A 25,832-nucleotide genomic window follows, 5' to 3' on the forward strand; every position below is an offset into this window, starting at 1 on the left:
ATGGCAGATAGGCCTCCGCAAAACACAATTTCCGGGGAGCGAACAAATGCTGTTTCCAACCACCATCGCCGGCTCGCTGCCGAAGCCTGAATGGCTCGCCGAGCCGAACAAGCTGTGGCCGACCTGGCGCTCCTCCGGCGACGAACTGGCGCGCGCCAAGCGCGACGCGACGCTGCTGGCGGTCAAGGTGCAGGAAGATGCGGGCGTCGACATCGTCACCGAGGGTGAACAGGCGCGACAGCATTTCGTCCACGGTTTTCTGGAGAAGGTCGACGGTATCGACTTCGCCCACAAGGTCGAGATGGGCATCCGCAAGGATCGCTACAAAGCGATGGTGCCGCAGGTGACGGCACCGCTGCAGCTCAAGGGCCGCGTTCACGCCTTCGAGGCGCAGGCTGCCCGCGCGCACACCAAGAACAAGTTCAAGTTCACGCTGCCCGGCCCGATGACCATCATCGACACCTTGTCGAACAGCTATTACGGCGACCGTGTGAAAATGGCCTTCGCTTTCGCCGAATTGCTGAACCAGGAAGCGCTCGCGCTGCAGGCCGACGGTGTCGACATGATCCAGTTCGACGAACCGGCCTTCAACGTCTTCATGGACGAAGCCGCCGACTGGGGCGTCAAGGCGCTGGAGCGCGCCGCGCAGGGACTCACTTGCGCGACGGCCGTTCACATCTGCTACGGCTACGGCATCAAGGCCAACACCGACTGGAAGGAAACCCTCGGCAGCGAGTGGCGGCAATATGAGGAGATCTTCCCGGCCATCGATGCCTCGCCGATCCAGCAGGTCGCCATCGAATGCCGCAATTCGCGTGTGCCGCTGGAATTGCTGGGGCTGCTGAAGAACAAGATCGTGCAGGCCGGTGTGATCGATGTCGCCAGTGACACTGTCGAGACGCCGGAGGATGTTGTCGCCACCATCGAAGCGGTCATGAAGCACGTACCGAAGGACAGGATCGTGCCGACGACCAATTGCGGCATGGCGCCGATGCAGCGCGATATCGCGGAAGCGAAGCTGAGGGCGCTGGGCGCGGGTGCGAAACTCGCAAGGCAGAAGCTGGGGTAACCCCGGCTCTCTCGATGTCATGGACGGGCTTGACCCGGCCATCCAACTTCCTCTTTCCGTTACGAGCAAGAAAGACGGATGCCCGGGTCAAGCCGGGGCATGACGGAGTGGGATCGTTAGTTTCGCGCACTCGCGTGCAGCACCGGACGATAGCCCGCGCGAAATGCATTCAGCGTCGATGGTGGCGTCAGCAGCTGCGCGTCGACGAGTTCCCCGACCGAAGTGCGATAACCCGCGAACGACCACCGCAGCGCCTGCCCCTGCGCGATCAGAAAGCTCTCACCACCCGCCTGCACCATCGCCCCATCCGGCAATATCTCGATGGGTCCACCCACCGGATGCAATGGCTTCTTCCTGTTATCCAGCCGCTCACGATGCAGCACCGCATCGATCTCCGTCGCCCGCACACGCATGACGCCGTTGCCCTCCTCCCACGCCGCGCGAAAGCGGTTGGCGTCATCGCGGCGGCAATAGAAGCATGGGCGGTGACCGGCGGCGAAGGATGTGGCCTCGTCGAGGAAGAACAGCTCGGTCCAGCTGCGTGTTGCCATCACATCGCGGCGACGGCCGCGAAACTCGCAAACGCAAGTAATCCAAGCCGGATTCGACCAGCGCTTGTTCAGGAGCGTTTTAGTCGAAGGATCGTGGATGATGCCCCGATTGCCGGTGAACGTTCCGCGTTCTGGCGTCGCGACGATCTCGCCTGTCGGCGTGACACGATTTTGCAGGGGCAATCGCGTCTCCTCGCAACAAGAGCCTAGCCCGCGCCTTCGCGCATCGGCGGCTGGAACGACAGTCCGAGATCCCACGGAAAGAAGATCCATGTATCCTGCGAGACTTCGGTAATGAAGGTATCGACCAGCGGGCGCCCCATCGGCTTCGCGTAGACAGTCGCAAAGTGGGCCTTTGGTAGCATGTCACGCACGATGCGCGCGGTCTTGCCGGTATCGACCAGGTCGTCGATGATCAACAGACCCTTGCCGTCCCCAGCGCCGAGTTTCAACGCATCGGCCGAGAGCCCTTTCAGTACCTGCAACTCGCCGCGCTTGTTGTGCTCATAGCTGGCGATGCACACCGTATCGATGACGCGGACTCCGAGTTCGCGCGCCACGATCGCTGCCGGCACCAGACCGCCACGCGTGATGGCGATGATCGCATGAAATGGACCGGCACTGCTCAGCCGCCAGGTCAGCGCGCGGCAATCGCGATGGAACTGATCCCACGACACCGGGAATGCCTTGCCGGCGCGCTCCTGCGCACTCAGTTCCGGATGCTCTGCCATGTTCGTCTCCTCAAACCGGTCGCCCTCGGGCGGCCGGGCTTCTGTTGATCTACTTTGGCGCGTTAAGCGTCGCCAACATCGTCTTGACGGCCTCCATCGCCGCATTGAGCTTATCCTGATCCCGCGAACGCACCACCAGATTGGTATTCGGCTTACCCTGATCGTCGAGGAATGGATAGCTGCCGATGATCGTGTCGGGATGCGCATTGGCGATCTCGCGGAGCGGACCGCCGACATCGCCTTCGCGCGCATTGGCCTTCACGGTATCGGACAGCATCCGCACGCCGGACTTCAGCTTCGGCGATACGATGTCCATCATCGCCTGCATGATCGACGGCACGCCGGCCATGACGATCACATTGTCGATCTTGAAGCCGGGCGCCAAAATCGTTGCACTCTGGATCAGGTCAGCACCGTCAGGGATGCGCGCCATCCGCAACCGGGCTTCGTTCAGGTCGGCACCGAAGCGCTCCTGGAAGCGCGCGACCACTTCAGGGTGATGATCGATCTTGACACCGAACGCCTTGGCCACAGCATCCGCGGTGATGTCGTCATGGGTTGGCCCGATGCCACCGGTGGTAAAAACGTAGGTGTAGCGCTTTCGCAGCGCATCGAGCGCCGCGATGATGTCCGGCTCGTCGTCGGATACGACACGGACTTCCTTGAGGTCGATGCCGATATTGGTGAGGTACTCGGCGATGAAGCCGATGTTCTTGTCCTTGGTCCGACCCGACAGAATCTCGTCGCCGATCACCAGGATGCCCGCGGTTACAATCTCGGTCATTTGTCGTTCCCTACCATTCCCGGGACCATGCGCAGGCAAAGTCCTGATGTCACGGGGTTTTGCTGCCGAAACGAGCAGCGTCCAGCCGTTTTTTCAGGCAGCTTTACACGCATCTCATACGAATTGCTCTTGTTGAATGCATATCGTGCTGGCCCGCCCCTTGCTACCATCCCTTTCAGTCGTGCAATCTCCGTACGGCCTCGAAACAACAGTCAGGGTACATGGCAGTCGCGTTCGACGAAATGAACGGGCCTCAAGGCGAACTCCGCCCGGCCTATGAAGAACTCTCCCGCTGGCTCAAGGAGACGCCTCCGGACGCTTTGGAACATCGCCGCCAGGAAGCGGAGCTCTTGTTCCGCCGGATCGGCATCACCTTCGCGGTCTATGGCGATTCCGAATCCACCGAACGGCTGATCCCCTTCGACGTCATTCCGCGGATCATTTCCGGCAAGGAATGGACGCTGCTGGAAAAGGGTTTGCGGCAGCGCACCCGCGCCATCAACATGTTCCTGAAGGATATCTATCACGGCCGCGAAATTCTCCGCGCTGGCCTGATCCCGGATGACCTGATCTTCCAGAACCCGGTGTTCCGTCCGGAGATGAACGGCCAGGACGTCCCCCACGACGTCTATGTGCATATCGCCGGCATCGACATTGTCCGGACCAATCCGGACGAATTCTTCGTCCTCGAAGACAATGCCCGCACGCCCTCCGGCGTCTCCTACATGCTGGAGAACCGCGAGATCATGATGCGGCTATTCCCGGATCTGTTCGCGCGGCATCGCGTCGCGCCGGTCGAGAAATATCCAGACGAACTACTGTCCTGCCTGCGCTCCGTCGCACCACGCTCGGCCTCCACGGAGCCGACCGTCGCGCTGATGACACCCGGCGTCTACAACTCGGCCTACTACGAACACTCGTTCCTCGCCGACAAGCTCGGCGTCGAACTGGTCGAGGGCCGCGACCTTATCGTCAAGAACGACGAAGTCTTCATGCGCACCACCGAAGGGCTCAAACGCGTCGACGTGATCTATCGCCGCGTCGATGACGACTTCCTAGATCCCCTCACCTTCCGTCCGGATTCAGCGCTCGGCGTGCCCGGCCTGATGTCCGCCTATATGGCCGGCAACGTCACGCTGGCCAACGCGGTCGGCACTGGTATCGCCGATGACAAGGCGATCTACAGCTACATGCCGGAAGTGGTGAAGTTCTATCTCGGCGAAGAGCCCATCCTGAAGAATGTGCCGACCTGGCGCTGTCGCGAAGCGGGCGATCTCGCTTATGTGCTCGATCACTTAAGCGAACTCGTCGTCAAGGAAGTCCACGGCTCCGGCGGTTACGGCATGCTGATCGGGCCGGCCGCCACCAAGGCCACCATCGAAGCGTTCCGCGACAAGCTGAAGCGCGAGCCGGAAGGCTTCATTGCGCAGCCGACGCTGGCGCTGTCGACCTGCCCGACCTGCACCGAGTCGGGTCTCGCGCCGCGGCACGTCGACCTTCGCCCCTTCGTGCTCACTGGCAGCAAGAGCGTGAACATTGTCGCTGGCGGCCTGACCCGCGTGGCGCTGAAGGAAGGCTCGCTGGTGGTGAATTCCAGCCAGGGCGGCGGCACCAAGGACACGTGGATTTTGGACGAATAATTCTCGACATAAGCAACCGGACCTCGACCGACGACCCAATTTTCAAAGAGTAACATCCCCGCATGCTGTCGCGCACCGCCGAGAACCTGTACTGGCTAGCCCGCTACGTCGAACGCGCCGAATATCTCGCGCGCACGATCGAGGCAACACTGCGCGTCACCGCGCTGCCGAACACTTATATCGGCCAAACCAATGAATGGGACTCGGCGCTACTGACTGCCGGTGTCAGTGCGGCCTTTTACGAGATCTACGAGGAAGCCAACGAGACCAACGTCGTCGAATATCTCTCGTTCTCGACGGCCAATCCCTCCTCGATCCGCAACTGCATCGAGGCTGCGCGGCTGAACTCGCGCTCGGTCCGCACCGCGCTGACCGGCGAGATGTGGGACACCATCAACAGCGCGTGGCTGGAGCTGCAATCGGCCTGGAGCGGCGGCGCCAAGACACGCGAGCAGCTGGCGAATTTCTTGCGCTTCGTGCAGGAGACCTCGCTGCGCTTCGATGGCTCGGCCTACCGGACCATGCTGCGCAACGATGCCTACTGGTTCTCGCGGCTTGGCCTGCATCTGGAACGCGCCGACAACACTGCGCGCATTCTCGATGTGAAATATCATCTGCTGCTGCCCGAGGACGAACATGTCGGAGGCCCGCTCGACTACTATCAGTGGACCTCGATCCTGCGCTCGGTCTCGGCGCTGACGGCCTATCACTGGGTCTATCGCGAGACACTGAAGCCGTGGCTGATCGCCGACCTCCTGATCCTCAACGACACGCTGCCGCGCTCGCTGGCGAGCTGCTATGGCAACCTCGTCCGCAATCTCGACCAGATCGGCGTGTCCTACGGCCGTCAGGGCGCAGCGCAGCGCCACGCCCGCGGCGTCCGAAACCGCCTCGAACACAGCAACATGCAGGATATTTTCCAGCATGGGTTGCATGAATTCATCCAGGAATTCATTGCAGATAACAGCCGTCTGGGCGACATCATCGCCAAACAATACCTGATTTGAGCTAGCGCGTTTTCAAGCGAAGTGGATGCCGGTTCGCGTGAAGAAAACGCGTCAAAAATAAGGAGCTGGAGCCTTCGTTCCGATTTCATCGGAACGTAAAAAGCTCTAGCGTCCCGGCCCATCTGCAGATTCGGACACGTTACCATGCGCCTGCGTATCGCCCATTCGACCACCTATCGCTACGAGCCGCCGGCGTCGGGCGTGATCCAGATTCTGCGGATGACACCGGGCAGCCATGACGGCCAGTATGTCGCCGAGTGGCAGATCGACGTTTCCACGGATTCCCGCCTCGATCTGCATGAGGATGCGTTCGGCAACGTCACTCATGTGCTGACCCATGGGCCGATCGCCGACCTCACGGTGACCGTAGAAGGCTTGATCGAGACCCAGGACACCGGCGGCGTTCTGAAGGGCACTGATGAGCGCTTTCCACCGAGTTTCTTTCTGCGCCAAACCGATCTGACCGACGCCAGCACAGCGATGCAGGCCTTTGCCAAAGACCTCGCGCCCAGCGCCGAGACCGACGTGCTCGGTTTCCTGCATGCGCTGATGATGGCCATCAACGAACACATGACCTTCGACATCGATCCGACCAGCACCGGCACATCGGCCAGCGAGGCCTTCATCGGCAAGCGCGGAGTCTGCCAGGATTACGCGCATATCTTCATCGCCTGCGCCCGCTCGGCCGGCGTCCCTGCCCGCTTCGTCTCCGGGCACTTCTGGCGCGCCGATGGCGAGAGCAACCAGCAGGCAGGGCATGCCTGGGCCGAAGCTTATGTCCCGAATCTCGGCTGGGTCGGATTCGATCCCGCCAATGCCATCTGCACCACCGATGCCCATGCCCGCATCGCCATCGGCCTGGATTACCTTGGTGCAGCCCCCGTTCGCGGCACCCGCTATGGCGGCGGCACGGAAACGCTCACCGTGGCCGTCAATGTCGATCAGGCCGGCAGTCGCGGCCAGTCCCAATCGCAAAGCCAGTCCTGAACAACCTCAAATTGGCGTGTCGAGGTTGCCCGGCTGAGGTCCACCGCGTAAGACGCTTTCCTGTATTATTCTGGAGCGCGACCGGACGCAAACAGCGGTGCACTTTTGCTGATCGCGCTCGCAAGGGACTGACGATGACCTATTGCTGCGGAATTCTCGTCAAGGACGGCCTGGTGATGATCGCGGACACGCGCACCAATGCCGGACTCGACAACATCTCGACCTTCCGCAAGCTGCACATCTTCAACCAGCCCGGCGACCGCATCATGGCCGTGGCCTCCGCCGGCAATCTGGCGATCAGCCAGTCGGTGCTCTCCACCCTGAGCGAAGGGCAGGAGAATCCAGCGACCGGCGAATTGGAAACCCTGCTGAACGCGCCGACGATGTTTCAGGCCGCGCAGCGCATCGGCCGCGCGATCCGGCACGTCAACGCCAGCGAGGGCAAAGCGCTCGAGGCCGAGGACATCAATTTCGATGTCTCGTTCCTGTTCGGCGGCCAGATCAGGGGCGCCAAGATGCGGCTGTTCATGGTCTACCCGGCCGGCAACTTCATCGAATGCACGGTAGATACGCCCTATCTCCAAATCGGCGAGCACAAGTACGGCAAGCCTGTGCTCGACCGCGCGATGCATTACGATGTCGAACTCTATGAGGCGCTCAAGACCGGCCTGATCTCGATGGACTCGACCATGCGCTCCAATATTGGCGTCGGCCTGCCGATCGATGTGCTGGTGGTACGCACCGATGTCTGCGATGCCGATCTCAACCACCGTATCGAAGCAGGCGAACCCTATTTTCACGACCTGCGCTCGCGCTGGTCGGCAGCATTGCGCGCGGCACATCAAAACATTCCGCGCCCGCCCTACAAGAAAGACAATTGAGCGCGGCCGCGATGACCGCAGCTCCGATGAAATGGCGCATCATGACGGAGGCAGACCTGCCGTCAGTCCTCGCCATCGCCGATGCCGTTCATCCCGATTTTCCCGAAGATGAGGTTGTGTTCGCGAACCGCCTGACACTGCATCCAAGCGGTTGCGCCGTGCTCGAAGCCCAGGACGGGGTTAAGGGTTACATCATCAGCCATCCCTGGCAGTTCAAGACGCCGCCGGCACTAAACAGCCTGCTGACGATACCCGCTTTGCCATCTACTTATTACATTCACGACCTTGCTCTGCTGCCCGAGACCCGCAGATCCGGCGCGGCGACCATGGCCGTTGACATGATGGCGGCACATGCCAGGCTGATGCAATTGCCCAATATGACGCTTGTTGCCGTCAACAATTCAGTTCATTTTTGGCAGCGGCACGCTTTCACCATCATCCGCGATTCCGAACTGGATCAGAAACTGCAAAGCTACGGCGACAACGCACGTTTCATGGTCCGGGACCTCACCCAAAAAGACCTCTCGTAAAAAGAAAACAGGGACGAAACAGATGACCAACAAGATCGCACTTGTAACCGGAGCTGGCACCGGCGTCGGCCGTGCCGCGTCGCTCGCGCTGATGAATGCCGGCTTCGTCGTCGTGCTCGCTGGCCGCCGGCTCGAACTGCTGCAAGAAACCCAGAAGCTCGGCGCGGCCACTGGCGGCAAGAGCCTTCCCGTGAGCGCCGACATGGCCGACCCCGCTTCCATCGCAGCGCTGTTCGCCAGGACCATGCAGGAGTTCGGCCGCCTCGACGTGCTGTTCAACAATGCCGGCATGGGTGCGCCTGCGATCCCCTTCGAGGATCTCGGCCTCGAGCAGTGGCAGGCCGTGGTGAACACCAACCTCACCGCGCCGTTCCTGTGCACGCAGCATGCCTTCCGCATCATGAAGGATCAGACGCCGCGCGGCGGCCGCATCATCAATAACGGCTCAATCTCCGCCCATGCGCCGCGCCCGTTCTCCGCCGCCTACACCTCGACAAAACACGCCATCACCGGCTTGACCAAGGCCAGCAATCTCGACGGCCGCGCCTATGACATCGCCGTCGGCCAGGTCGATATCGGCAACGCCGCCACCCCCATGACCGACCGCATGGTCAACGGCCCCGGCGTGCTACAGCCCGACGGTACCTCGAAGCAGGAACCGCGCATGGACGCCAAGGCCGTCGGCGACGCCGTCGCCTATATGGCCGGTCTCCCGCTCGATGCCAACGTGCTGACTATGACGGTCATGGCAACCAAGATGCCGTTCGTCGGACGTGGCTAAAACGTAATTCGCCTCAGCGGCATTGCGATTGCATGACATGGGGAGCCGCGGCATCATCGCCGCGGTTTCGGGGGATTTATGCTTCAGCTACAATCGGCGTTCGGCGTCATCGCACTTTTGGGGATCGCCTGGGCGCTCGGTGAAAACCGCAGCAAGGTGTCGCTGCGACAGGCCGCGATTGGTCTTGCATTGACGGTCGCCGCTGCCGTGATCCTGCTGAAGCTTCCCGTCGTTACGCGCGCCTTCAGCAGCATCAACGATGCTGTCAGCACCATCGCCGCAGCGTCGCGCGCCGGCACCTCCTTCGTGTTCGGTTATCTCGGCGGCGGCGCATTGCCGTTCGATCTTAAGAATCCCGGCGCGGATTTCGTGCTTGCGCTGCAGGCACTCCCCGTGGTGCTGGTCATCAGCGTGCTGACCAGCCTGTTGTTCTACTGGCGTATCCTGCCGCCGATCGTACGCGGCATGGCGTGGCTGCTCGAACGTACGCTCGGCATCGGCGGCGCAGTCGGGCTGTCAACGGCCGCGAACATCTTTCTGGGCATGGTCGAGGCCCCGCTGTTCATTCGCCCGTACCTCACGCAGCTCACGCGTAGCGAACTGTTTCTGGTGATGACGGGCGGCATGGCGGGGATCGCCGGTACCGTGCTGGTGCTCTACGCCACTTTCATGGCGCCGCTGATCCCCGATGCGTCGGCACACTTCGTGATTGCTTCTGTGCTCTCGGCACCGGCTGCGATCCTTGTCAGCCTGATCATGGTGCCTGAGACGGAGGATCGTCGCACCGGTGGATTGCTCGCCAATCCGGACGCATCGGCCACGAGCACGATAGATGCGATCGTCAAGGGCACGAGTGCAGGCATCGAACTGCTCGTCAACATTATCGCCCTGCTGCTGGTCTTCGTAGCGCTGATGTATCTCATGAACGCGATCCTCATGATGATGCCAACCGTGGGAGGCAACACGCTGTCCGTGCAGCGCATGCTGGGTTACGTGATGGCACCGGTGTGCTGGCTGATGGGCCTGCCGTGGGACCAGGCGCTGACCGCGGGCTCGCTGATGGGCGTCAAGACGATCCTCAACGAGTTGATCGCCTATGTTCAATTGGCGAAGCTCGGTTCCGATGCGCTGGATGCGCGCTCGCGCCTCATCATGCTTTATGCGCTGTGCGGATTTGCAAATTTTGCCAGCCTCGGAATTATGATCGGAGGCCTGGGCACCATGGCGCCGGAACGTCGTAACGAAATCAACGCGCTCGGTGTGAAGTCGATCGTCTCGGGGACACTGACGACCTGCCTGATGGGCGCGATCGTCGGCATGCTCACCTGAGACACGCCGCCAGCGCCGGTCAACCGATCGTCCGCTGCAGTAGATCGAGCCAGTTGCCTGCACCGAGCTTGCCAAGCAGCGTCTCGGAATAGCCCTTGTCGCGCAAGGCCACGAACAGCGCCTGCAGGCCCGCGGCGGAGTCGATGGCCTCGGGCACCACCGCGCCGTCGAAATCCGATCCCAGCCCGACGTGATCCTCGCCGAGCTTCTCCAGCAGATAGTCGATCTGCTGCACCATCAGCTCGATGCCGGTGTCGGGCCGCATGCTGCCGTCGGGGCGCAGGAAGCAGGTCGCGAAATTCAGGCCGACCATGCCGCCGGTGTCGCGGATCGCGGCGAGCTGCTTATCGGTGAGATTGCGCGGCGACGGGCACAGCGCATGGGCATTGGAATGGGTTGCCACCAGCGGCGCCTTCGACAGCCGCGCCACATCCCAAAAACCCTTCTCGGTGATGTGCGACAGGTCGACCAGAATCTTCAGGTAATTGCAGGCGCCGATCAACCGCTCGCCGGCCGCGGTGAGACCGTCGCCGAGATCGGGCCCGGACGGGAAGTGAAACGGCACGCCATGGCCGAAGATGTTGGTCCGGCTCCACACCGGCCCGATCGACCGCAATCCCGCCGCATAGAGAACGTCGAGGAATCTGAGCTCGGCGTCGATGGCCTCCGCGCCTTCCAGATGGACCACCACGGCCAGCGCCTTGCGCTCAATGGCGGACCGGATTTCGGCGGTGGTGGTGCAGATCGCCACCGCGCCTGCGGAAGCGCGTTCGAGCTGCAGCAGGATGGCCAGTTCGGCAACGACGGAATTGCGCGCCTCGTCCATCGTCAGCGGCTCGGGAAGCGGCACGGCGTAGCGTCCGCCCGTCATCTGCGCCATGAATCCCGACGAAGCCTGAGCCGCCGGCGAATATAGCGCGAACAGCCCGCCGACGAACGCGCCGGCCTTCGCCTTCGGCAGGTCGATGTGACCGGCGGCTTCCCCGATCAGGAAGTCGGATACCGGATCGTGCGATTGCGATTTGTACAGCCGTAGCAGCACATCGTTGTGACCGTCGAAAACCGGAACGGATGCAGTCATGAGATACTCGTTGAGGGCCAGGGCAGCGACGGGCTCAGCATAGCTGATTCAACGCCACTGCGACGCGCGAACAAGGCACGCGTCGCATTTCCGCACGCGAACTACCGGACTTCCACCGTCTTGAATTCCGCCGGCAGGATCACTTCAAGCAATTCGCAATTGTCGGAGTAATCGCGGATCAGATGCCTGATGCGCGGCGGCTGGGTCCAACTGCTCCCCTGGCGCATCAATGTCTCGCCCTCGCCCTCCATATAAGTCTTCACCCAGCCGTTCAGCACATAGACCAGCTGAAACTCGGCATCGTGATAGTGAAGCTTGGAGACCTCTTTCGGATCGCAAGGTCCGATCAGCCGAATGACATGCGCGTGCGCCAAACCGCCAGTCGCCGCAGCGACGCCGAGATCGCGATACTTCGCGTAGGCACGCAGGCCGTCGCCGAGAAATGCTTCTTCCTGATAGTGACTTATCGCGACGCGCTGCTTGCGGCGCGGGCCGGGTTTCGCCGCGGCCTTGGCGGCAGCTTTTGTACTCGCCTTGGCCGGCTTACCAACAGCGAGCTTCTTTGCTGCATTCGCTGCCTGTGTCGCAGGCTTCTTCGTCGCAGCCGTTTTCACCGCGCTCTTTGACGTTCGCTTCAGCTTCGCCATGTCGTGTTTCCCACCCGGCGCAATGCCTAACAAACGGCCAGCGCGCGTGGGAACCTAGCTGTAGTTCAGCACACCGGCAATTCATCCGGCGCGTTGAATGTATTGGATCAGTGCAACCGGAAGACGCCATCCACGGCGCGGAGTTCAGCCGGCTTGATCAGTTTCGAATGCGCGACTGTAACCGCAAACAGTGGCCCATCGAGCTTCTGCTGCCAGAAGTCGAGGAAGTCCTTCAGCGCGGGAAATTTCGGAAACAGATCGTAGTTCTGCCAGACATAGGTTTGCAGCAGCGAGGGATGGTCGGGCATGCGATAGAGGATCTGCGCCGTCGTCAGTCCGTAGCCAAGCACCTGCTTTCTGAAATCGTCAGAAGCTGCATTTCTCGAGACCATGTTCAACCTCCATGGACAGAGCGCATTCGGCTAAGTGGATTCCGGTTTGACGTCGAACTTCGCTCTGCTCTCCTGTGACCGTGCTGACTGCAGCGAACCGGCTTCCACTTCGCCCATGACAACACGATGCATGAAATGTGACGCAAGCAACGTCCTCATCACAAGCTTAAAAGTTTAATAATGTATTGAAAACCGAATGTTAGCAGCCACTTACCGCGGGTGCTAACGGGCCTGTCTACCGCTATTCACGGTTCTTAACCAATTCTGGCACCCGTCATATTTGAGTGCCAAAATATTTGATACAGACCCTTGCCGGTAGGGAACGTTCGGCCTATGTCCGGTTCAGTCTGGCTGGCACTTGTCAGCACCGACTGCCAATTTCGAAATTAACTTGCATCTACAGAAACTTAGGAGGACTGCATGAAATTCCGTCCGCTTCACGATCGCGTTGTGGTCAAGCGTATCGACGCCGAAGAGAAGTCCGCTGGCGGCATCATCATCCCGGATAGCGCCAAAGAGAAGCCCTCCCAGGGCGAGATCGTCTCCGTCGGTGCGGGCGGCCGCGACGAAGCAGGCAAGCTGATCCCGATCGATCTGAAGGTCGGCGAGCGCGTGCTGTTCGGCAAATGGTCGGGCACCGAGGTCAAGATCGACGGTCAGGACCTCCTGATCATGAAGGAAAGCGACATCATGGGCGTTCTCGAAGGCCCCGCTCCCGCCAAGAAGAAGGCCGCTTAAGCGCCTTTCCTCTCCCCCTTAAATTTCAAGGAAGCAAAACATGTCAGCCAAAGAAGTGAAATTCGGCGTTGATGCCCGCGACAAGATGCTGCGCGGCGTCGACATTCTCGCCAACGCCGTGAAGGTGACGCTTGGTCCGAAGGGCCGCAACGTCGTCATCGACAAGTCGTTCGGCGCTCCCCGCATCACCAAGGACGGCGTCACTGTCGCCAAGGAGATCGAGCTTGACGACAAATTCGAGAACATGGGCGCCCAGATGGTGCGCGAAGTGGCCTCGAAGTCGGCCGACGCAGCCGGCGACGGCACCACCACCGCGACCGTTCTCGCCCAGGCCATCGTCCGTGAAGGCGCCAAGTCGGTCGCTGCCGGCATGAACCCGATGGATCTGAAGCGCGGCATCGACCTGGCTGTGGAAGCTGTGGTTGCTGACCTCGTCAAGAACTCCAAGAAGGTCACCTCGAACGACGAAATCGCCCAGGTCGGCACCATCTCCGCCAACGGCGACGCAGAAATCGGCAAGTTCCTCGCCGACGCGATGAAGAAGGTTGGCAACGAAGGCGTCATCACGGTTGAAGAAGCCAAGTCGCTCGAAACCGAACTCGACGTCGTCGAAGGCATGCAGTTCGACCGCGGCTACATCTCGCCCTACTTCGTCACCAACGCCGACAAGATGCGCGTTGAATTCGACGACGCCTACATCCTGATCAACGAGAAGAAGCTCTCCTCGCTGAACGAGATGCTGCCGCTGCTCGAAGCTGTCGTGCAGACCGGCAAGCCGCTCGTCATCGTCGCGGAAGACGTCGAAGGCGAAGCTCTCGCTACCCTCGTCGTCAACCGCCTGCGTGGCGGCCTCAAGGTTGCTGCCGTCAAGGCTCCGGGCTTCGGCGATCGCCGCAAGGCCATGCTGCAGGACATCGCGATCCTGACCGGCGGCCAGGCGATCTCGGAAGATCTCGGCATCAAGCTCGAGAACGTGACGCTCGCCATGCTCGGTCGCGCCAAGAAGGTGATGATCGACAAGGAAAACTCCACCATCGTCAACGGCGCCGGCAAGAAAGCCGACATCGAAGCACGCGTGGCGCAGATCAAGGCGCAGATCGAAGAAACCACTTCGGACTACGACCGTGAGAAGCTGCAGGAGCGTCTTGCCAAGCTGGCTGGCGGCGTTGCCGTCATCCGCGTCGGCGGCGCGACCGAAGTCGAAGTGAAGGAGCGCAAGGACCGCGTTGATGACGCGATGCATGCGACCCGCGCTGCGGTTGAAGAAGGCATCGTCCCCGGCGGCGGCGTCGCTCTGCTCCGCGCTTCGGAACAGCTGAAAAAGATCAAGACTGCCAACGACGACCAGAAGACCGGCGTCGAGATCGTCCGCAAGGCCCTGTCGGCTCCGGCTCGCCAGATCGCCATCAACGCAGGCGAAGACGGTTCGGTCATCGTCGGCAAGGTCCTCGAGACCGCGACCTACAGCTACGGCTTCGACTCGCAGACCGGCACCTACGGCGACATGCTCAAGAAGGGCATCATCGATCCGACCAAGGTTGTCCGTGCAGCGATCCAGAACGCAGCTTCGGTTGCCGGCCTGCTGATCACCACGGAAGCCATGGTTGCCGAACTGCCCAAGAAGGGCGGCGCAGGCGCTGGCGGCATGCCTCCGGGCGGCGGCATGGGCGGCATGGACTTCTAAGTCCACGCTGTTCAAGCAACCTATCAAATGCAGAACCCCGGCAGCGATGCCGGGGTTTTTGTTTGGCATTCGACATCAGATGCAACCGCCGCGCCCTCTCCCCGCCACAGTTCCTTCAGTTTCAATTCATGCGCAAAACGCAACTCTCCAGCATGGCGGATCGAACCGCCTCACCCAAGGAGAATGCGCTTGAAGAAATTTGCTTTTGGATTTGCCGCTGCCGCCGTGATCGGGCTTGCCTCGCTCACCGCGCCTGCTTCTGCTTCCACCACCGTGCAGACCACCAAAATGGCCACGCCGATCACCGATTTTTCGTCACAGCGTTACGTGTCACGCCGCACCGTGATCCGTCGCGGTCCGGTTTGCACCATGCGCACGGTCGTGCGCCGCGGTCCGTATGGCCGTCGCGTCGTGACCAAGACGCGGGTCTGCCGCTAGGGGGCGATCGACATCGGCAACTGAGAGACTCTGCTTGCCGTCACACCGAAAGCCCGGCCACGTGCCGGGCTTTTTCGTTGCGCATTTCAGCCGACCGCAACCGGCGGCGCGTCGCTCAGCGAATTCGCCAGGATCGCCATCAGCAGCCCCGGAAATCGCGCTTCGATATCTGCCGCCCGCACCGCGTTTTGATGCTCGACGCCCTTCTTGCTGGTCTGGATCAGGCCGGCCTCGCGCAGCACGCGAAAATGGTTCGACAAAGTGGACTTGGCGATGGTCGGACATGGTGACGCTGCCGTGCAGGACAGGCAGCCGCTCTCCTGCAGCAAGCCCCGGACGATCTGCAGCCGAATGGGATCAGCCAGCGCCGAGAGCACGCCGGCCAGCGTGATGTCCTTGGTCGCGGGGTGAACGAACTGAACCATGAAAAAAGATATAGGCGCCCTCTTGCGCTCGTTCAATAGTTCCATACTTCCGAACTATTGAAGCATCCGAGAGGGATCACGACCATGACCAAGACATTCGAAGGCAAAGTTGCGCTGGTGACCGGTGGCTCCAAGGGCATCGGCGCCGAAATCGCCATCCAATTGGCCGCCGGGGGCGCTGCCGTCGCCGTCAATTACGCATCGAGCAAGAAGGGCGCGGACGAGGTTGTCGCGAAGATCACCGCCAAAGGCGGCAAGGCCGTTGCGGTACACGGCAATCTCGCCGAGCCGGACGGCGCCAAATCCGTGGTGGCCGAGACGGTCAAGGCTTTCGGACCGATCGACGTTCTCGTCAACAATGCGGGCGTCTATGAATTCGCCCCTCTCGACAGCATCACGCCGGAGCACTTTCACAGGCATTTCGATCTGAACGTGCTCGGGCTGCTGCTCGTCTCCCAGGAAGCGGCCAGACACTTCAACCCCAATGGCGGCAGCATCATCAACATCTCATCGGGCGTCTCGACGATCACCCCACCGGGCTCGGCGGTCTATACCGCGACCAAGGCCTCGGTCGATGCCATCACGTCGGTCCTGGCGAAGGAGCTTGCGCCACGCAAGATCCGCGTCAACGCCGTCAATCCCGGCATGATCGCGACCGAGGGTGTGGTGTCAGCCGGATTCCATGAAGGCGACATGCGCAAGTGGATCGAATCCGCCACGCCGATGGGTCGCATCGGCAAGGTCGAGGAAATCGCCTCCGTCGTGGCATTCCTGGCTTCCGATGCAGCATCCTATGTGACCGGCGAAACGCTGCACGTCACCGGCGGATTCAGGTAGCCCACGCGCTCTGCTCGACAGACCATCATCCAACACACATCAAAGGCGATGCAATCAGCACCGCCTTTGACTTGTTATCGCGAGGCCTGACCTCGCCTTGCCTCAATCATCATCACCGGCGGCCGGGGGCATCCGCGGTGTCTCCATGCGATCCGGAGTCGAAGGCTGCGTGCGCTCGCGCATTGGCGCTTGCCCACGCATCATCTGGGCCTGATTGTTGGCCGACTGCGGAAAGAACACATCGTAACAGGCGCGGCTCAAGCGCGGTCCTGCGCTGCGCAGGCAGTTTTCCACCCGCCCCTCATCCGGCATAGCCGACGTGCAGAGGCGAAACGCATCGGGCGTGCAGGCTTCGCGCTGTGCGTCTGTGCCGCCGGCCAAAGCCGCGACGCTGGAACCCGCGATCAGCGCCACGGCGGTCATCAGGCTTGTCAGAGTGTTTGCCATCGGTCCTGTCCTTGCGAAGGAATGACAGGTGAAATTCCCAGTGGCGCGGCCGGTTCCTTGCGGGCCGCTCACATGCTGCTGAAAATGCAGGCTTAAGCGAGTGCAACGACAGAGCCGACAAAGCGAATTAGTTGGCAATCCGGGCTTCTTCTTCGATCTCGTCCGTCCATACCTTGAAACTGACGAGGGTGTTGGGCCCAAATGTCTGCGTGATCGGCACATCCGCGGCGTCGCGACCTTGCGCAATGAGCACACGTCCGATCCGCGGGATATTGTTGCGGGCATCAAAGGTGTACCAGCGGCCACCAAGATAGGCCTCGAACCAGCCGGCGAAATCGCCGTCGGCCCATGGCTTTGGCATGCCGATATCCCCGAGATAGCCTGTGCAGTAGCGCGCCGGGATGTTCATGCAGCGGCAGAAGGTGATGGCCAGATGTGCATAGTCGCGACAGACACCCTTGCCCTCGTTATAGGCGTCCCACGCGGTCTTGGTCGCGCGCGCATGCTCGTAGCCGAACTGGATATGGTTGTGCACGAAATCGCAGATCGCTTGAACGCGTGCCCAGCCGGGCACGGTCTTCTCAAACAGCTGCCAGGCGACGTCCGACAGCCGATCCGTCTCGCAGTAACGGCTGCCGAGCAGATAGACGATCGTCTCGGCCGGCAGATCCTCCACTGCGTGCTGGATGGCGGATGGCACGATGATATCCGGCTTGCCGCTGTCGTTGACGATGCCGTCGGCTTTGAACGTGATGCGGCCCGTCGGCGCAACAATACGGCTGCACCAGTTACCGAAGCCATCGCGATACGGCGTTATCGGAACAGCCGGGCTCGTCGTGAGATAATCTGGCACAACGACATCGGAAGCACGCGTGAAATGCATGCCCATCACGATCATGACAGGCGTTGGCTGCGGGAACTCATAGATCATCTCGTAGCCAACACGGATCTTCATGCAAAACACCTCATCCCGGCAAGCTCGTTGATTTCAAAAGCGAGACATCGCAAGCGTCGCACATTGCGCGACAGTCTTGCGAGAAAAACTCCGCACAAGCGTCGGCCGGAACGTCATCGATGTCGGATACATCCTCGAAATGGCGACAAGACGTTAGATAACAAGGCAATCATAGCGAAATTCGACGAAACACCGGATCACTCAAAGAAATCGATAGCTAATGCCTGTGAATAGGCGCACGCTCAATACATGCCGGATCTCAGCAGCGACATGCGCGCGTGACCACGAGATCGCGCCGTGAGACCGTAACTTTCAAACATCCTTTCCTGTTGAAGGGCCTTGGTCGGTTGATCCCGGCAGGGTCGTATGACGTCGTCACCGATGAGGAGATGATCGAGGGACTGTCCTTCGCCAGCTATCGGCGGACGGCGACCATGATCATCGTGCCAGGCGCACCGCCACATACGAGATCTATGGAGATGATCTCGATTGAGTCGCTTGAACTGGCGGATGCACAACGCATCGATGCGAGTGCACTATGACCGAGGGTCCGGTCGAACTCGATAGCCGTCGCGGCATGGCGGCACAGAAGGCCACCGATATCAGGCGAATTCTTGCCGAGGTCGAATCCAATGCCAAGGCCTTGCGCGACCGCCAGCAGGAGCTTGAAGAGCACCTCCTCACCGCGCCTGCGACAACATGGCCGGAGGCCGCGACCAAGGCACGCTACGTGCTCAATCTCTACGCTGCTTCACTGAGCGCGCAGGATGCCCGCCACCGCGATCTGATTGCGATCGTGCTGGACGACTTCACGCGGCTTGCCGCCAACGATTGATCCTATCTGTCACCGAATGTTGCAGCTTCCGGCCGCAATCAACAATCGAAAGTCTCCCCATGCAAAATCTCTTGCACCGTCACGTTCAGGTCGCAGAATCTCTCCGTCTCGGCGTTGAGTCCGGCTGGTACAGCACCAAGATCAGCGGAACGTTCGTTACAGGCCCACATCCCACCGAGGCCGAATGCCTGCGCAAGATCGCTGAACTCAATCCTGTCGTGCCGAAGCGCAAGGCCTGACGCGGGAAGACGATGATGGCGCTTACACACGGTGTTTTCCAAAGTTTCGAATATAATCGCATGGTCGTCCTGTTCTCGATGATGAACGACGAGACCGAAGTCACCTGCGCGATCAGCACCAGCGCGATGGACGAGCTCGAAAAGGCGACACGCACCAAGCCCGAACAGCGTGAGGAGCAATTCGCCCGGCTGCGCGATCGCATCGAGGCTTGCGCGGCGCATAAATTCGCGAACGCCGAATTCGAGGGCAAGCCACCCGGCATCGTTCTGCGCAGCATCGATTTCCGATAGCCTCCCCCCACGATTGAACCCTTCCTCCTCGCGGCGTGACCAACGGCAGTCACACGCGAGAGGTCGAACCATGCGTCGCTTCCCAAGCCTGAACCGTTGCGCTATCCGCATCCTGTTCGTCACCCTGCTGGCAAGCGTGGCAATGCCGGTCGCGCAAGCTGCTGCCGACGATGCACAGCAGTGTACCAATGCGTCCGGCGTCATCGCGATTGCAGCCTGCGACCGCGCCATCGCCTCAGGCAATTACCGCGGTCGCGAGCTCGCGGAACTGCAGTTCAATCGCGGTTTCGAATATCAAGAGCGTCATGAAAGCGCCCCTGCTATGGCCGCTTTCGACGAAGCCATCCGCCTGAACCCGGATTACGCCCGCGCCTATTTCATGCGTGGAAACCTCTGGCTCGCCCGCGGCGACAACGACCGCGCCATCAGCGACTTCAGCGTGGCGCTCGGTCTCGATCCCAACAATACCGATGCCTATGTCAATCGCGGTGTCGCCTGGTACGCCAAGGACGACAATGACCGGGCCATTGTCGATTACGACATGGCGATCCGTCTCAATCCGCAGGAAACGAGTGCTTATAGCAATCGCGGCGGTGCCTGGCTGGTGAAGGGAGATCACGATCGCGCGGTCGCCGATTTCAGCGAAGCGATCCGGCTCAATCCAAACGATCCTTGCCCGATCTTCAACCGCGGCTTCGCCTATAGCCTGAAAGGCCACAACGACCGTGCGATCGCCGACTACAATGAGGCGATCCGCATCGCACCGACTTACGTGGCAGCGCTGACAGATCGTGGCGGTGTATGGGCCGACAAGGGTGACAACACCCGCGCCATGGCCGATTTCAATGAAGCCCTGCGCATCAATCCGAAATACGCCAAGGCGCTTTACCTGCGCGGCATGACACGGCTTGAGATGGGCGACAATTCAGGGGGCGCAGCCGATGTTGCGAGTGCGCGGAAGATCAATCCCAAGGTCGGCTCATAAGTGACCGGGTACGTGTCACCTGCACGGGCGGCACGTCGGTCACATCAATCAGTCGAGCTTGGCGACGACGATGAGGCGCTTCACTTCGCCATTGCGATAGGCCTGCAGGAACTTGTTGTAGTCCCGGAACGAGACGCAACCGTTGGAGTCGCCATTGGGCCCGAGCATGTAGGTATGCGCCAGCAGACCGGTGCGGCCGTAGATCGCGCCCTCGCCGCCCACCGGCGTCAGACGCAGCGCAGCCACGCCGTGGAACAGGGCTTCGCGCGGCTTGAGGTCATAAATATGTGGCGGGGTCACACCGCGCATTTTCTCATGCGCGTAAGCGGGATTATCGAGACGGGCGCCGAGGCCGGAATGCGCTTCCAGCTTGGTGCCGTCGGGCATGTACACTTTGCGTGCGGAGATGTCGTAGACCGCGGTGGTGCGATCGCTCAGGGTCGGCTCATTGCTGGCCGCGGCGTCGGTGCCGTTGGTCAGCACGCCGCCATCGGAGCCGGCATAAGCGAGCACGGGGCCGGACTGCGGAGCGCTGCCGCCGAACAGTTTCTCGAAGACGTTGAAATTGCCCGACTTGGGCTGTGCGGCCAGCGCCAGCCGCGCCTTCTGCACCAGCGAGTCATGACCATAGGCGCCGCCCTTGGCCGCACGGGCCTGTGCGACGGGCTGTTGCGGTGCTTCAGCAACCTGCGGCGCGGAGGCCGTGCGGGCATCGGAAGGCCGTGCAGCGGGCATCGGAATGCTGTCGACGAGCTGACGCACCGTCGGTACCGGCTGCATCAGCGCGACTTCCTGCGGCTTCGCAGCCGGTGCAGGGACCACGGACTCAGAAGCCGGCGTACGCTTGACGAAGCGCTCGGGCGCGGCACCCATCGAATAGGTCGGGTCGAACCAGGCGACCTGGCGCTTTGGCTCGGTCTGGGCGGCGGCGAGCGGCGCATTAACGGCCGGCTCGAAACGCTCTGAGAAGGATGTGCGGTGTTCGGTGCGTGAGAAGCGGCTGTCGAAGCGCTCGGCGAAGGACGACTGGCCAACGCCTGCATCACCACCGAGATTGGCGGAGACCATCGCTGGCTCCACGCCGCTCTGGAAAAGCTTGCCGGCAAGCGTCCATCCGCCGGTCAGTGCGACGGCGGCGAGTGCAGCACCGGTCACGAACATACGTGAACTGGATTTCGACACCTGATGCTGGCCTCGGCGAGAGGATGCAGAATGGTTCAACGCACGTTTACTGCTGCTCATACGCCTGACGTCCAACACACGTTTACTAAGCTCCCTGCCCGTTGTGCCGGACGAGACACACATGTCTCGAAAAGCACCGCGCAGGGATGCGAAACGCCATTAAGGCGAGTTTTAGTTAAATGCGAATTAATTGGAGGTCCCCCACCGATTGCCTACCTAAAGGCCTGCCAATGATGGCCTTTTTGAGTAAGCGACAGGACGAATCCGGGGAACCTGCGAGAGCTTTCGAGGCTCTCGCAGGCCGGTCTCAGGCGCGCTGGGGTTTTGGGTCACGCCCGGCCCGAACTATTTGGCACGGTGCTATTAGGTCATTGGCCTAGTGCGAGGCTGGCGCGTGGAGAACCCACATCTTCTTTTACGGTATTTAGGTAATCATAACGATCGATTTGTGCCGGCTGAGCCGCCAACTGATCACGACCTCAGTAGCCCAGCTTCGGATACCAGTCGGTGCCCCGCCCCTCAGGGGTGACGTCCAAAACCGTCCAGAGCGGCATCAGATCCGGCGCCCCGCGCGGGTCCTGGTCGGGATCGGCCGTGGACCCATCCATCTCGCCGCTCCAGAAATGGCGAATCGTGCCGCTGCGGCGGGTGAAGACGTTGAAGGCCGCGTCGTCGCCACCGTCCTTGGTCAGGCCGTGATAGTCACGGCTGAACGCGCCTGAAGTGTCCGAGAACAGCGGCAGGTAATGCCAGCCACGCTGCTTCTTGAAGGCGACCAGCCGCTCGATCGGCGATCGCGCCACAACGGCCAGTGCAACGCGCTGCGTGATGTCAGGCACCTCGCCATCCCAGGCTGACAGCAGCGACGTGCACATCGGACACGGCTTCTCGCGCTGTGGCCCATACATGTAGGAGTAGACAGCGAGCGTCTGCTTGTCGCCGAACAAGCCCTCAAAATTCACCGGGCCCTTCTCGCCCATGAAATCATAGTTCTTCGTCACCTCGCCGCCTTCCGGCAGCGCGCGTCGGAGTTCGGCGACGCGCTCGATCTGACGTCGCAGCTCGATTTCCTCGACGAGCAGCGTATTGCGCGCCTGGCGGTATTCACGGCTTTCGTTGGGATAGCGAAAGCCGGCTTTTTTCACGAGTTCGATCGCGGGTATCAGGCTGGAACCGGTCATGGCATGATCCTTCCTTGGTGGGCTCAACGTGCTCCGTCTGCAAGACGTTCCGGAACCGGCCGATCCGACAACAGCGCCGAAATAACCGGGCAGACATTGACGCCCCTCACGTCGATGCCCATGAGTGCGCCATGCGTCTGTTTCATTTCAGCGAAGAGAACAATATCGAGGTCTTCATGCCGCGGCCGGCGAAGATCGCTTCGCCTCGTCTCCATGGGCAGGAGTGGCTCAACGGACCCTTGGTCTGGGCGATCGACGACTGGCATCAGCCGATTTATCTATTCCCGCACGACTGCCCGCGCGTTTTTGTCTGGCCGACAGAGAGCACGACGCCGGAATATCTCACCGCCTACAAGAAGATGACCTCCTGCCGCATGGTCGCGCATATCGAGCTTAGCTGGCTGGATAAGCTTTCTCAGACGACGCTCTATCGCTACGAGCTTTCACCCGACGGGTTCGAGGATCTCGGAGATGCAGGTGCGTGGGTATCGCGCGCACCATCCATGCCGCTCAATATCGAGCGAATCGACAGCATCGAAAAGGCGCTGGCGGCTGCTGACGTCGAGTTGCGCGTGCTGCCTTCTCTGAAGACGCTGGCGCCCCTATGGGACACCTCGCTTCACGTCAGCAGCATTCGGCTTCGCAATACGTTGGATTGACCGATCGAGCCGCTCGCGTTCCGCGAACTAGGTACGCTATCCACTTTCGCAGGCCAAAAACGCCGCCCTTCATTGGAAGCCGCTAACGACATGTCCCTCACGATGCCGTTGACATCGAAACTAATCGCGGATAAATAATATCCACGATAGAGGGCAAGGACGAAGCGATGAAGATGAGCGACGGAGTCGAGCAGGCGATCCACAGCGTGGCGATGCTCGCAGGCCTGCAATCGAACGGCGTGTTGTCCGCCGGCGCCCTCGCCGAATTCCATGGCGTGTCCACCAGCTATCTCCTGAAACACCTGCAGGCGCTTTCGGGTGCCGGCCTGCTCATCGCACAGCCTGGCCCGACCGGCGGCTATCGCCTTGCCCGAACGCCAGACCAGATCACCCTGCTTGATGTCGTCCTTGCCGTTGAGGGCAATGCGCCGGCCTTCCGCTGCAGTGAAATCCGCCAGCGCGGCCCCAATCCCCTGCCCGGCAAACCGACGGCGCCCTGCGGCATCAATGCCGCGATGCTGCGCGCTGAACGCGTCTATCGCGACGAACTGGCCAAAGTGAGCATCGCCGACGTACTCGGTGATCTCCGTACCACGGACACCGACGGTGCCATCGCGGCGCGCGGCTGCGCCTTCCTCGAACTCAACGAACGACGTCGCAACATCAGTTGAATTTCAGACCGCAATCCCAACCACCACACAAGGAGAATGACCATGCAAGCCCGTCTCAACATCGCCAAGGCCGCCCCTGACGCCTACAAGGCCGTCGCCGCGCTCGATCAATATGTCGTCAAGGAAAGCGGCCTCGAGCCTGCGATCGTCCACCTCATCAAGCTCCGCTCGTCGATCATCAATGGCTGCGCTTTCTGCGTCGACATGCATGTGAAGGAATCCCGTCACGACGGTCTCAGCGAGCAGTGGATCAACATGATGTCGGTCTGGCACGAATCCACGGTCTACACGCCGCGCGAGCGCGCGCTCCTCGGCTGGGTCGATGCTGTCACACTGATCGCGCAGACTCGCGCGCCCGATGCCGATTATGAAGCGCTGCGCGCGCATTTCTCGGAAGAGGAATGCCTCAAGATCACAGTGGCAATTGGCGCCATCAATGTCTGGAACCGTCTTGCCGTCGGCTTCCGCGTTCCGCATCCGATCGAGAAGCCGAAGGCTGCTGCCTGAACACCGACTTCAGCAGATAATCGACAAGCAAAGGGCCGGGTTGAAACATCAACCCGGCCTTTCTTGGCGTCTGCTTTGCCCGACCGATGTGTCAGGCAATATGGCTAGTGGTCAGAAAAGCTTCGCGCCAGACGCATCGACGACGCGTCCCCAGCGGGCGTAATCGTCCTTGATCGTCTTGGCAAAGGCCTGAGGCGTCGAGGTTGTGATGCTGAGGCCCTGCTTTTCCAGGCGATCGCGAACATCCGGCAGCGCGCCTATGCGCACCACTTCGGCGTTCAGGCGATCAACAATGGCATCGGGCGTCCCTGCAGGCACGACGAGGCCGAACCAGGAGTCGACGACAAAGTCAGCCACGCCTGCTTCCGCCGGCGTCGGCACATCGGGAAGCTGCGACGAGCGCTCGCGGCTGGTGATCACGAGACCCTTGACCTTACCATCGCGGATCTGCGGCGCCAGCACCGTCAGCGTGTCGAAAGACAGGTTCACCTGATTTCCGAGCAATGCGTTGACGGCTGGCGCGCTGCCCTTGAACGGCACGTGGAGCAGATCCGTCTCGGTCAGGCTCTTGAACAGTTCGCCGCTCAAATGGCAGAGCGTGCCGGGTCCGCACGACGAGTAGGTGAATTTCCCCGGCTCGCGCTTCGCAGCCGCAACCAGCTCCTTGACGCTGGAGACCGGCGTATCCGGGCTGGCCGCGAGCACATAGGGCACCGACGTCAGCAACGAGACCGGCGTAAAGCTTTTGAAGGGATCGAAGGCGATGGTCTTGTTGATATGCGGCAGAATGGTGAGCTGCCCCGCGGGCGCGAGCGACAGCGTGTAGCCATCCGGATCGGCCTTGGCGACAGCGTCGGCAGCAATAGCCGTACCGGCACCAGCCTTGTTCTCGACCACAATGGTCTGCTTCAGCGCCTCGCCGAGCTTGTCAGCATAGACCCGCGCCGTGATGTCCGCAGCGCCGCCCGGCGGGAACGGAACGATCAGCTTGATCGTCCGGCTCGGCCAGCTGTCAGCGAACGCCCCCGTCGCGCCGGAAACCAGCAGCACTGCCGCGAAAGCACCTGAGAGGAAGCGAGAAGACATGACGGACCGCACGGTCGTATTCCTTATGATCGATGATGAGAGTGTTTTGCCCGTGGCTCCCGCGACATTTCGACGAGATTTCGCAATCATTTCAGCGATGTGGGACCACGTTTGTTGTCATTAAAAATGTCATCGAGACGGGCTTCCGACAAGGAAACGCCTTTGCAAATAAGATCTGGACGATGGTGGATTGCTATCGTCGGATGGGCGGATGCGAGAAATTGCTTCTTTTGACGGAACTATTTGGCAGCGGAACCTTATG

General features: G+C 61.1%; 32 protein-coding genes. 20 read left to right on the forward strand and 12 right to left on the reverse strand.

The window, feature by feature from the left end:
* Positions 1 to 46 precede the first annotated feature (46 nt).
* Positions 47 to 1,069 (forward strand): methionine synthase, encoded by a 1,023-nt coding sequence (locus tag CIW50_RS09610; RefSeq protein WP_149531007.1) that lies wholly within the window; start codon positions 47 to 49, stop codon positions 1,067 to 1,069.
* A 116-nt stretch (positions 1,070 to 1,185) separates the two neighbouring features.
* Here the strand turns inward: CIW50_RS09610 and CIW50_RS09615 are convergent, their stop codons facing one another.
* Genes CIW50_RS09615 through CIW50_RS09625 form a run of 3 tightly spaced genes read right to left on the reverse strand, consistent with a single transcriptional unit; the run spans position 1,186 to position 3,135 of the window.
* Positions 1,186 to 1,803 carry a hypothetical protein gene (locus tag CIW50_RS09615; RefSeq protein ID WP_149531008.1) on the reverse strand — a complete coding sequence of 206 codons (618 nt, stop codon included), beginning with the start codon at positions 1,801 to 1,803 and terminating at the stop codon, positions 1,186 to 1,188.
* Positions 1,804 to 1,826: 23 nt separating this feature from the next.
* Positions 1,827 to 2,351, reverse strand: coding sequence for a xanthine phosphoribosyltransferase (gene gpt / locus CIW50_RS09620; protein ID WP_149531009.1), 525 nt, complete (start codon positions 2,349 to 2,351; stop codon positions 1,827 to 1,829).
* A gap of 49 nt (positions 2,352 to 2,400) precedes the next feature.
* Positions 2,401 to 3,135: a competence/damage-inducible protein A gene (locus CIW50_RS09625; protein WP_149531010.1), complete on the reverse strand. Its 735-nt coding sequence runs from the start codon at positions 3,133 to 3,135 to the stop codon at positions 2,401 to 2,403.
* Between the two features lie 221 nt (positions 3,136 to 3,356).
* On the opposite strand from CIW50_RS09625, the gene CIW50_RS09630 reads away from it, so the two are divergent.
* The 7 genes from CIW50_RS09630 to CIW50_RS09660 all read left to right on the forward strand — a co-directional run bounded on the left by CIW50_RS09630 (position 3,357) and on the right by CIW50_RS09660 (position 10,290).
* Positions 3,357 to 4,775 carry a circularly permuted type 2 ATP-grasp protein gene (locus tag CIW50_RS09630; protein ID WP_149531011.1) on the forward strand — a complete coding sequence of 473 codons (1,419 nt, stop codon included), beginning with the start codon at positions 3,357 to 3,359 and terminating at the stop codon, positions 4,773 to 4,775.
* Positions 4,776 to 4,837: 62 nt separating this feature from the next.
* The gene (locus CIW50_RS09635; protein WP_068736110.1) at positions 4,838 to 5,782 is read left to right on the forward strand and encodes an alpha-E domain-containing protein; all 945 of its coding nucleotides are present in this window, start codon (positions 4,838 to 4,840) and stop codon (positions 5,780 to 5,782) included.
* A gap of 144 nt (positions 5,783 to 5,926) precedes the next feature.
* Positions 5,927 to 6,769: a transglutaminase family protein gene (locus CIW50_RS09640; protein ID WP_149531012.1), complete on the forward strand. Its 843-nt coding sequence runs from the start codon at positions 5,927 to 5,929 to the stop codon at positions 6,767 to 6,769.
* A gap of 134 nt (positions 6,770 to 6,903) precedes the next feature.
* Complete coding sequence (locus tag CIW50_RS09645) at positions 6,904 to 7,650, forward strand: proteasome-type protease (protein WP_149531013.1); 747 nt, start codon at positions 6,904 to 6,906, stop codon at positions 7,648 to 7,650.
* Positions 7,647 to 8,180, forward strand: a complete 534-nt coding sequence (locus CIW50_RS09650; protein WP_246664207.1) for a GNAT family N-acetyltransferase — start codon at positions 7,647 to 7,649, stop codon at positions 8,178 to 8,180. Before CIW50_RS09645 ends, CIW50_RS09650 begins: the two co-directional genes overlap by 4 nt.
* Positions 8,181 to 8,202: 22 nt before the next feature.
* Positions 8,203 to 8,961 (forward strand): SDR family oxidoreductase, encoded by a 759-nt coding sequence (locus CIW50_RS09655; RefSeq protein ID WP_149531014.1) that lies wholly within the window; start codon positions 8,203 to 8,205, stop codon positions 8,959 to 8,961.
* 78 nt (positions 8,962 to 9,039) lie between these two features.
* On the forward strand, positions 9,040 to 10,290 hold the full coding sequence (locus CIW50_RS09660) for a NupC/NupG family nucleoside CNT transporter (RefSeq protein ID WP_149531015.1): 1,251 nt from the start codon (positions 9,040 to 9,042) through the stop codon (positions 10,288 to 10,290).
* 19 nt (positions 10,291 to 10,309) lie between these two features.
* Here CIW50_RS09660 and CIW50_RS09665 read toward each other — a convergent pair whose 3' ends face one another.
* The 3 genes from CIW50_RS09665 to CIW50_RS09675 all read right to left on the reverse strand — a co-directional run bounded on the left by CIW50_RS09665 (position 10,310) and on the right by CIW50_RS09675 (position 12,410).
* Entirely contained in the window at positions 10,310 to 11,371 is a 1,062-nt protein-coding gene (locus tag CIW50_RS09665) for a dipeptidase (protein ID WP_149531016.1), read from the reverse strand.
* Between the two features lie 101 nt (positions 11,372 to 11,472).
* Positions 11,473 to 12,018: a cupin domain-containing protein gene (locus CIW50_RS09670; protein WP_149531017.1), complete on the reverse strand. Its 546-nt coding sequence runs from the start codon at positions 12,016 to 12,018 to the stop codon at positions 11,473 to 11,475.
* A gap of 107 nt (positions 12,019 to 12,125) precedes the next feature.
* Positions 12,126 to 12,410 carry an usg protein gene (locus CIW50_RS09675; protein WP_149531018.1) on the reverse strand — a complete coding sequence of 95 codons (285 nt, stop codon included), beginning with the start codon at positions 12,408 to 12,410 and terminating at the stop codon, positions 12,126 to 12,128.
* A 420-nt stretch (positions 12,411 to 12,830) separates the two neighbouring features.
* Between CIW50_RS09675 and CIW50_RS09680 the strand changes: the two genes are divergently transcribed.
* The 3 genes from CIW50_RS09680 (at position 12,831) to CIW50_RS09690 (ending at position 15,270) form a co-directional block, all read left to right on the forward strand.
* Complete coding sequence (locus CIW50_RS09680; protein ID WP_149531019.1) at positions 12,831 to 13,148, forward strand: co-chaperone GroES; 318 nt, start codon at positions 12,831 to 12,833, stop codon at positions 13,146 to 13,148.
* A gap of 40 nt (positions 13,149 to 13,188) precedes the next feature.
* A complete protein-coding gene (gene groL, locus CIW50_RS09685; protein ID WP_093756421.1) occupies positions 13,189 to 14,832 on the forward strand; it encodes a chaperonin GroEL in 1,644 nt (547 codons plus the stop codon).
* A 183-nt stretch (positions 14,833 to 15,015) separates the two neighbouring features.
* Complete coding sequence (locus CIW50_RS09690) at positions 15,016 to 15,270, forward strand: hypothetical protein (protein ID WP_502707421.1); 255 nt, start codon at positions 15,016 to 15,018, stop codon at positions 15,268 to 15,270.
* 86 nt (positions 15,271 to 15,356) lie between these two features.
* On the opposite strand, the gene CIW50_RS09695 is transcribed toward CIW50_RS09690, so the two are convergent.
* The gene (locus CIW50_RS09695) at positions 15,357 to 15,695 is read right to left on the reverse strand and encodes an ArsR/SmtB family transcription factor (RefSeq protein ID WP_149531021.1); all 339 of its coding nucleotides are present in this window, start codon (positions 15,693 to 15,695) and stop codon (positions 15,357 to 15,359) included.
* Between the two features lie 84 nt (positions 15,696 to 15,779).
* On the opposite strand from CIW50_RS09695, the gene CIW50_RS09700 reads away from it, so the two are divergent.
* A complete protein-coding gene (locus CIW50_RS09700; RefSeq protein ID WP_149531022.1) occupies positions 15,780 to 16,532 on the forward strand; it encodes an SDR family NAD(P)-dependent oxidoreductase in 753 nt (250 codons plus the stop codon).
* Between the two features lie 102 nt (positions 16,533 to 16,634).
* On the opposite strand, the gene CIW50_RS29505 is transcribed toward CIW50_RS09700, so the two are convergent.
* A complete protein-coding gene (locus tag CIW50_RS29505) occupies positions 16,635 to 16,979 on the reverse strand; it encodes a hypothetical protein (protein WP_502707422.1) in 345 nt (114 codons plus the stop codon).
* A gap of 127 nt (positions 16,980 to 17,106) precedes the next feature.
* Positions 17,107 to 17,934 carry a transglutaminase domain-containing protein gene (locus CIW50_RS09710; protein WP_149531023.1) on the reverse strand — a complete coding sequence of 276 codons (828 nt, stop codon included), beginning with the start codon at positions 17,932 to 17,934 and terminating at the stop codon, positions 17,107 to 17,109.
* Between the two features lie 278 nt (positions 17,935 to 18,212).
* On the opposite strand from CIW50_RS09710, the gene CIW50_RS09715 reads away from it, so the two are divergent.
* The 5 genes from CIW50_RS09715 to CIW50_RS09735 all read left to right on the forward strand — a co-directional run bounded on the left by CIW50_RS09715 (position 18,213) and on the right by CIW50_RS09735 (position 20,284).
* The gene (locus tag CIW50_RS09715; RefSeq protein ID WP_149531024.1) at positions 18,213 to 18,476 is read left to right on the forward strand and encodes a hypothetical protein; all 264 of its coding nucleotides are present in this window, start codon (positions 18,213 to 18,215) and stop codon (positions 18,474 to 18,476) included.
* The gene (locus CIW50_RS09720; RefSeq protein ID WP_149531025.1) at positions 18,473 to 18,769 is read left to right on the forward strand and encodes a hypothetical protein; all 297 of its coding nucleotides are present in this window, start codon (positions 18,473 to 18,475) and stop codon (positions 18,767 to 18,769) included. The genes CIW50_RS09715 and CIW50_RS09720 overlap by 4 nt, the downstream gene beginning before the upstream one ends.
* A 59-nt stretch (positions 18,770 to 18,828) precedes the next feature.
* Positions 18,829 to 19,008 (forward strand): hypothetical protein, encoded by a 180-nt coding sequence (locus CIW50_RS09725; protein ID WP_068736084.1) that lies wholly within the window; start codon positions 18,829 to 18,831, stop codon positions 19,006 to 19,008.
* 15 nt (positions 19,009 to 19,023) lie between these two features.
* Positions 19,024 to 19,299 carry a DUF1488 family protein gene (locus CIW50_RS09730; RefSeq protein ID WP_149531026.1) on the forward strand — a complete coding sequence of 92 codons (276 nt, stop codon included), beginning with the start codon at positions 19,024 to 19,026 and terminating at the stop codon, positions 19,297 to 19,299.
* Positions 19,300 to 19,369: 70 nt separating this feature from the next.
* Entirely contained in the window at positions 19,370 to 20,284 is a 915-nt protein-coding gene (locus tag CIW50_RS09735; protein ID WP_149531027.1) for a tetratricopeptide repeat protein, read from the forward strand.
* A gap of 48 nt (positions 20,285 to 20,332) precedes the next feature.
* Here the strand turns inward: CIW50_RS09735 and CIW50_RS09740 are convergent, their stop codons facing one another.
* Positions 20,333 to 21,466: a DUF2778 domain-containing protein gene (locus tag CIW50_RS09740; RefSeq protein ID WP_246664208.1), complete on the reverse strand. Its 1,134-nt coding sequence runs from the start codon at positions 21,464 to 21,466 to the stop codon at positions 20,333 to 20,335.
* Between the two features lie 479 nt (positions 21,467 to 21,945).
* Positions 21,946 to 22,647 carry a DUF899 family protein gene (locus CIW50_RS09745; RefSeq protein ID WP_149531028.1) on the reverse strand — a complete coding sequence of 234 codons (702 nt, stop codon included), beginning with the start codon at positions 22,645 to 22,647 and terminating at the stop codon, positions 21,946 to 21,948.
* A 131-nt stretch (positions 22,648 to 22,778) separates the two neighbouring features.
* Between CIW50_RS09745 and CIW50_RS09750 the strand changes: the two genes are divergently transcribed.
* The 3 genes from CIW50_RS09750 to CIW50_RS09760 all read left to right on the forward strand — a co-directional run bounded on the left by CIW50_RS09750 (position 22,779) and on the right by CIW50_RS09760 (position 24,484).
* Positions 22,779 to 23,306: a DUF6886 family protein gene (locus CIW50_RS09750; protein WP_149531029.1), complete on the forward strand. Its 528-nt coding sequence runs from the start codon at positions 22,779 to 22,781 to the stop codon at positions 23,304 to 23,306.
* Between the two features lie 167 nt (positions 23,307 to 23,473).
* Entirely contained in the window at positions 23,474 to 23,977 is a 504-nt protein-coding gene (locus tag CIW50_RS09755) for an RrF2 family transcriptional regulator (RefSeq protein ID WP_149531030.1), read from the forward strand.
* 42 nt (positions 23,978 to 24,019) lie between these two features.
* A complete protein-coding gene (locus CIW50_RS09760) occupies positions 24,020 to 24,484 on the forward strand; it encodes a carboxymuconolactone decarboxylase family protein (protein ID WP_149531031.1) in 465 nt (154 codons plus the stop codon).
* A 111-nt stretch (positions 24,485 to 24,595) separates the two neighbouring features.
* Here CIW50_RS09760 and CIW50_RS09765 read toward each other — a convergent pair whose 3' ends face one another.
* Complete coding sequence (locus CIW50_RS09765) at positions 24,596 to 25,570, reverse strand: Bug family tripartite tricarboxylate transporter substrate binding protein (protein ID WP_149531032.1); 975 nt, start codon at positions 25,568 to 25,570, stop codon at positions 24,596 to 24,598.
* Between the last annotated feature and the right edge of the window lie 262 nt (positions 25,571 to 25,832).

It is taken from the genome of Tardiphaga sp. P9-11 (assembly GCF_008329525.1).
In the GTDB taxonomy this organism is placed as follows: Bacteria; Pseudomonadota; Alphaproteobacteria; order Rhizobiales; family Xanthobacteraceae; genus Tardiphaga.

What these genes read in the sequence shown, in the direction of transcription:
- CIW50_RS09610 (WP_149531007.1), top strand. Translation starts at nt 47, where the DNA reads ATGCTGTTTCCAACCACCATCGCCGGCTCGCTGCCGAAGCCTGAATGG.
- gpt (WP_149531009.1), bottom strand. Translation starts at nt 2,351, where the DNA reads ATGGCAGAGCATCCGGAACTGAGTGCGCAGGAGCGCGCCGGCAAGGCA.
- CIW50_RS09625 (WP_149531010.1), bottom strand. Translation starts at nt 3,135, where the DNA reads ATGACCGAGATTGTAACCGCGGGCATCCTGGTGATCGGCGACGAGATT.
- CIW50_RS09630 (WP_149531011.1), top strand. Translation starts at nt 3,357, where the DNA reads ATGGCAGTCGCGTTCGACGAAATGAACGGGCCTCAAGGCGAACTCCGC.
- CIW50_RS09635 (WP_068736110.1), top strand. Translation starts at nt 4,838, where the DNA reads ATGCTGTCGCGCACCGCCGAGAACCTGTACTGGCTAGCCCGCTACGTC.
- CIW50_RS09640 (WP_149531012.1), top strand. Translation starts at nt 5,927, where the DNA reads ATGCGCCTGCGTATCGCCCATTCGACCACCTATCGCTACGAGCCGCCG.
- CIW50_RS09645 (WP_149531013.1), top strand. Translation starts at nt 6,904, where the DNA reads ATGACCTATTGCTGCGGAATTCTCGTCAAGGACGGCCTGGTGATGATC.
- CIW50_RS09655 (WP_149531014.1), top strand. Translation starts at nt 8,203, where the DNA reads ATGACCAACAAGATCGCACTTGTAACCGGAGCTGGCACCGGCGTCGGC.
- CIW50_RS09660 (WP_149531015.1), top strand. Translation starts at nt 9,040, where the DNA reads ATGCTTCAGCTACAATCGGCGTTCGGCGTCATCGCACTTTTGGGGATC.
- CIW50_RS09665 (WP_149531016.1), bottom strand. Translation starts at nt 11,371, where the DNA reads ATGACTGCATCCGTTCCGGTTTTCGACGGTCACAACGATGTGCTGCTA.
- CIW50_RS09670 (WP_149531017.1), bottom strand. Translation starts at nt 12,018, where the DNA reads ATGGCGAAGCTGAAGCGAACGTCAAAGAGCGCGGTGAAAACGGCTGCG.
- CIW50_RS09675 (WP_149531018.1), bottom strand. Translation starts at nt 12,410, where the DNA reads ATGGTCTCGAGAAATGCAGCTTCTGACGATTTCAGAAAGCAGGTGCTT.
- CIW50_RS09680 (WP_149531019.1), top strand. Translation starts at nt 12,831, where the DNA reads ATGAAATTCCGTCCGCTTCACGATCGCGTTGTGGTCAAGCGTATCGAC.
- groL (WP_093756421.1), top strand. Translation starts at nt 13,189, where the DNA reads ATGTCAGCCAAAGAAGTGAAATTCGGCGTTGATGCCCGCGACAAGATG.
- CIW50_RS09690 (WP_502707421.1), top strand. Translation starts at nt 15,016, where the DNA reads ATGCGCTTGAAGAAATTTGCTTTTGGATTTGCCGCTGCCGCCGTGATC.
- CIW50_RS09695 (WP_149531021.1), bottom strand. Translation starts at nt 15,695, where the DNA reads ATGGTTCAGTTCGTTCACCCCGCGACCAAGGACATCACGCTGGCCGGC.
- CIW50_RS09700 (WP_149531022.1), top strand. Translation starts at nt 15,780, where the DNA reads ATGACCAAGACATTCGAAGGCAAAGTTGCGCTGGTGACCGGTGGCTCC.
- CIW50_RS29505 (WP_502707422.1), bottom strand. Translation starts at nt 16,979, where the DNA reads ATGGCAAACACTCTGACAAGCCTGATGACCGCCGTGGCGCTGATCGCG.
- CIW50_RS09710 (WP_149531023.1), bottom strand. Translation starts at nt 17,934, where the DNA reads ATGAAGATCCGTGTTGGCTACGAGATGATCTATGAGTTCCCGCAGCCA.
- CIW50_RS09720 (WP_149531025.1), top strand. Translation starts at nt 18,473, where the DNA reads ATGACCGAGGGTCCGGTCGAACTCGATAGCCGTCGCGGCATGGCGGCA.
- CIW50_RS09725 (WP_068736084.1), top strand. Translation starts at nt 18,829, where the DNA reads ATGCAAAATCTCTTGCACCGTCACGTTCAGGTCGCAGAATCTCTCCGT.
- CIW50_RS09730 (WP_149531026.1), top strand. Translation starts at nt 19,024, where the DNA reads ATGGCGCTTACACACGGTGTTTTCCAAAGTTTCGAATATAATCGCATG.
- CIW50_RS09735 (WP_149531027.1), top strand. Translation starts at nt 19,370, where the DNA reads ATGCGTCGCTTCCCAAGCCTGAACCGTTGCGCTATCCGCATCCTGTTC.
- CIW50_RS09745 (WP_149531028.1), bottom strand. Translation starts at nt 22,647, where the DNA reads ATGACCGGTTCCAGCCTGATACCCGCGATCGAACTCGTGAAAAAAGCC.
- CIW50_RS09750 (WP_149531029.1), top strand. Translation starts at nt 22,779, where the DNA reads ATGCGTCTGTTTCATTTCAGCGAAGAGAACAATATCGAGGTCTTCATG.
- CIW50_RS09755 (WP_149531030.1), top strand. Translation starts at nt 23,474, where the DNA reads ATGAAGATGAGCGACGGAGTCGAGCAGGCGATCCACAGCGTGGCGATG.
- CIW50_RS09760 (WP_149531031.1), top strand. Translation starts at nt 24,020, where the DNA reads ATGCAAGCCCGTCTCAACATCGCCAAGGCCGCCCCTGACGCCTACAAG.
- CIW50_RS09765 (WP_149531032.1), bottom strand. Translation starts at nt 25,570, where the DNA reads ATGTCTTCTCGCTTCCTCTCAGGTGCTTTCGCGGCAGTGCTGCTGGTT.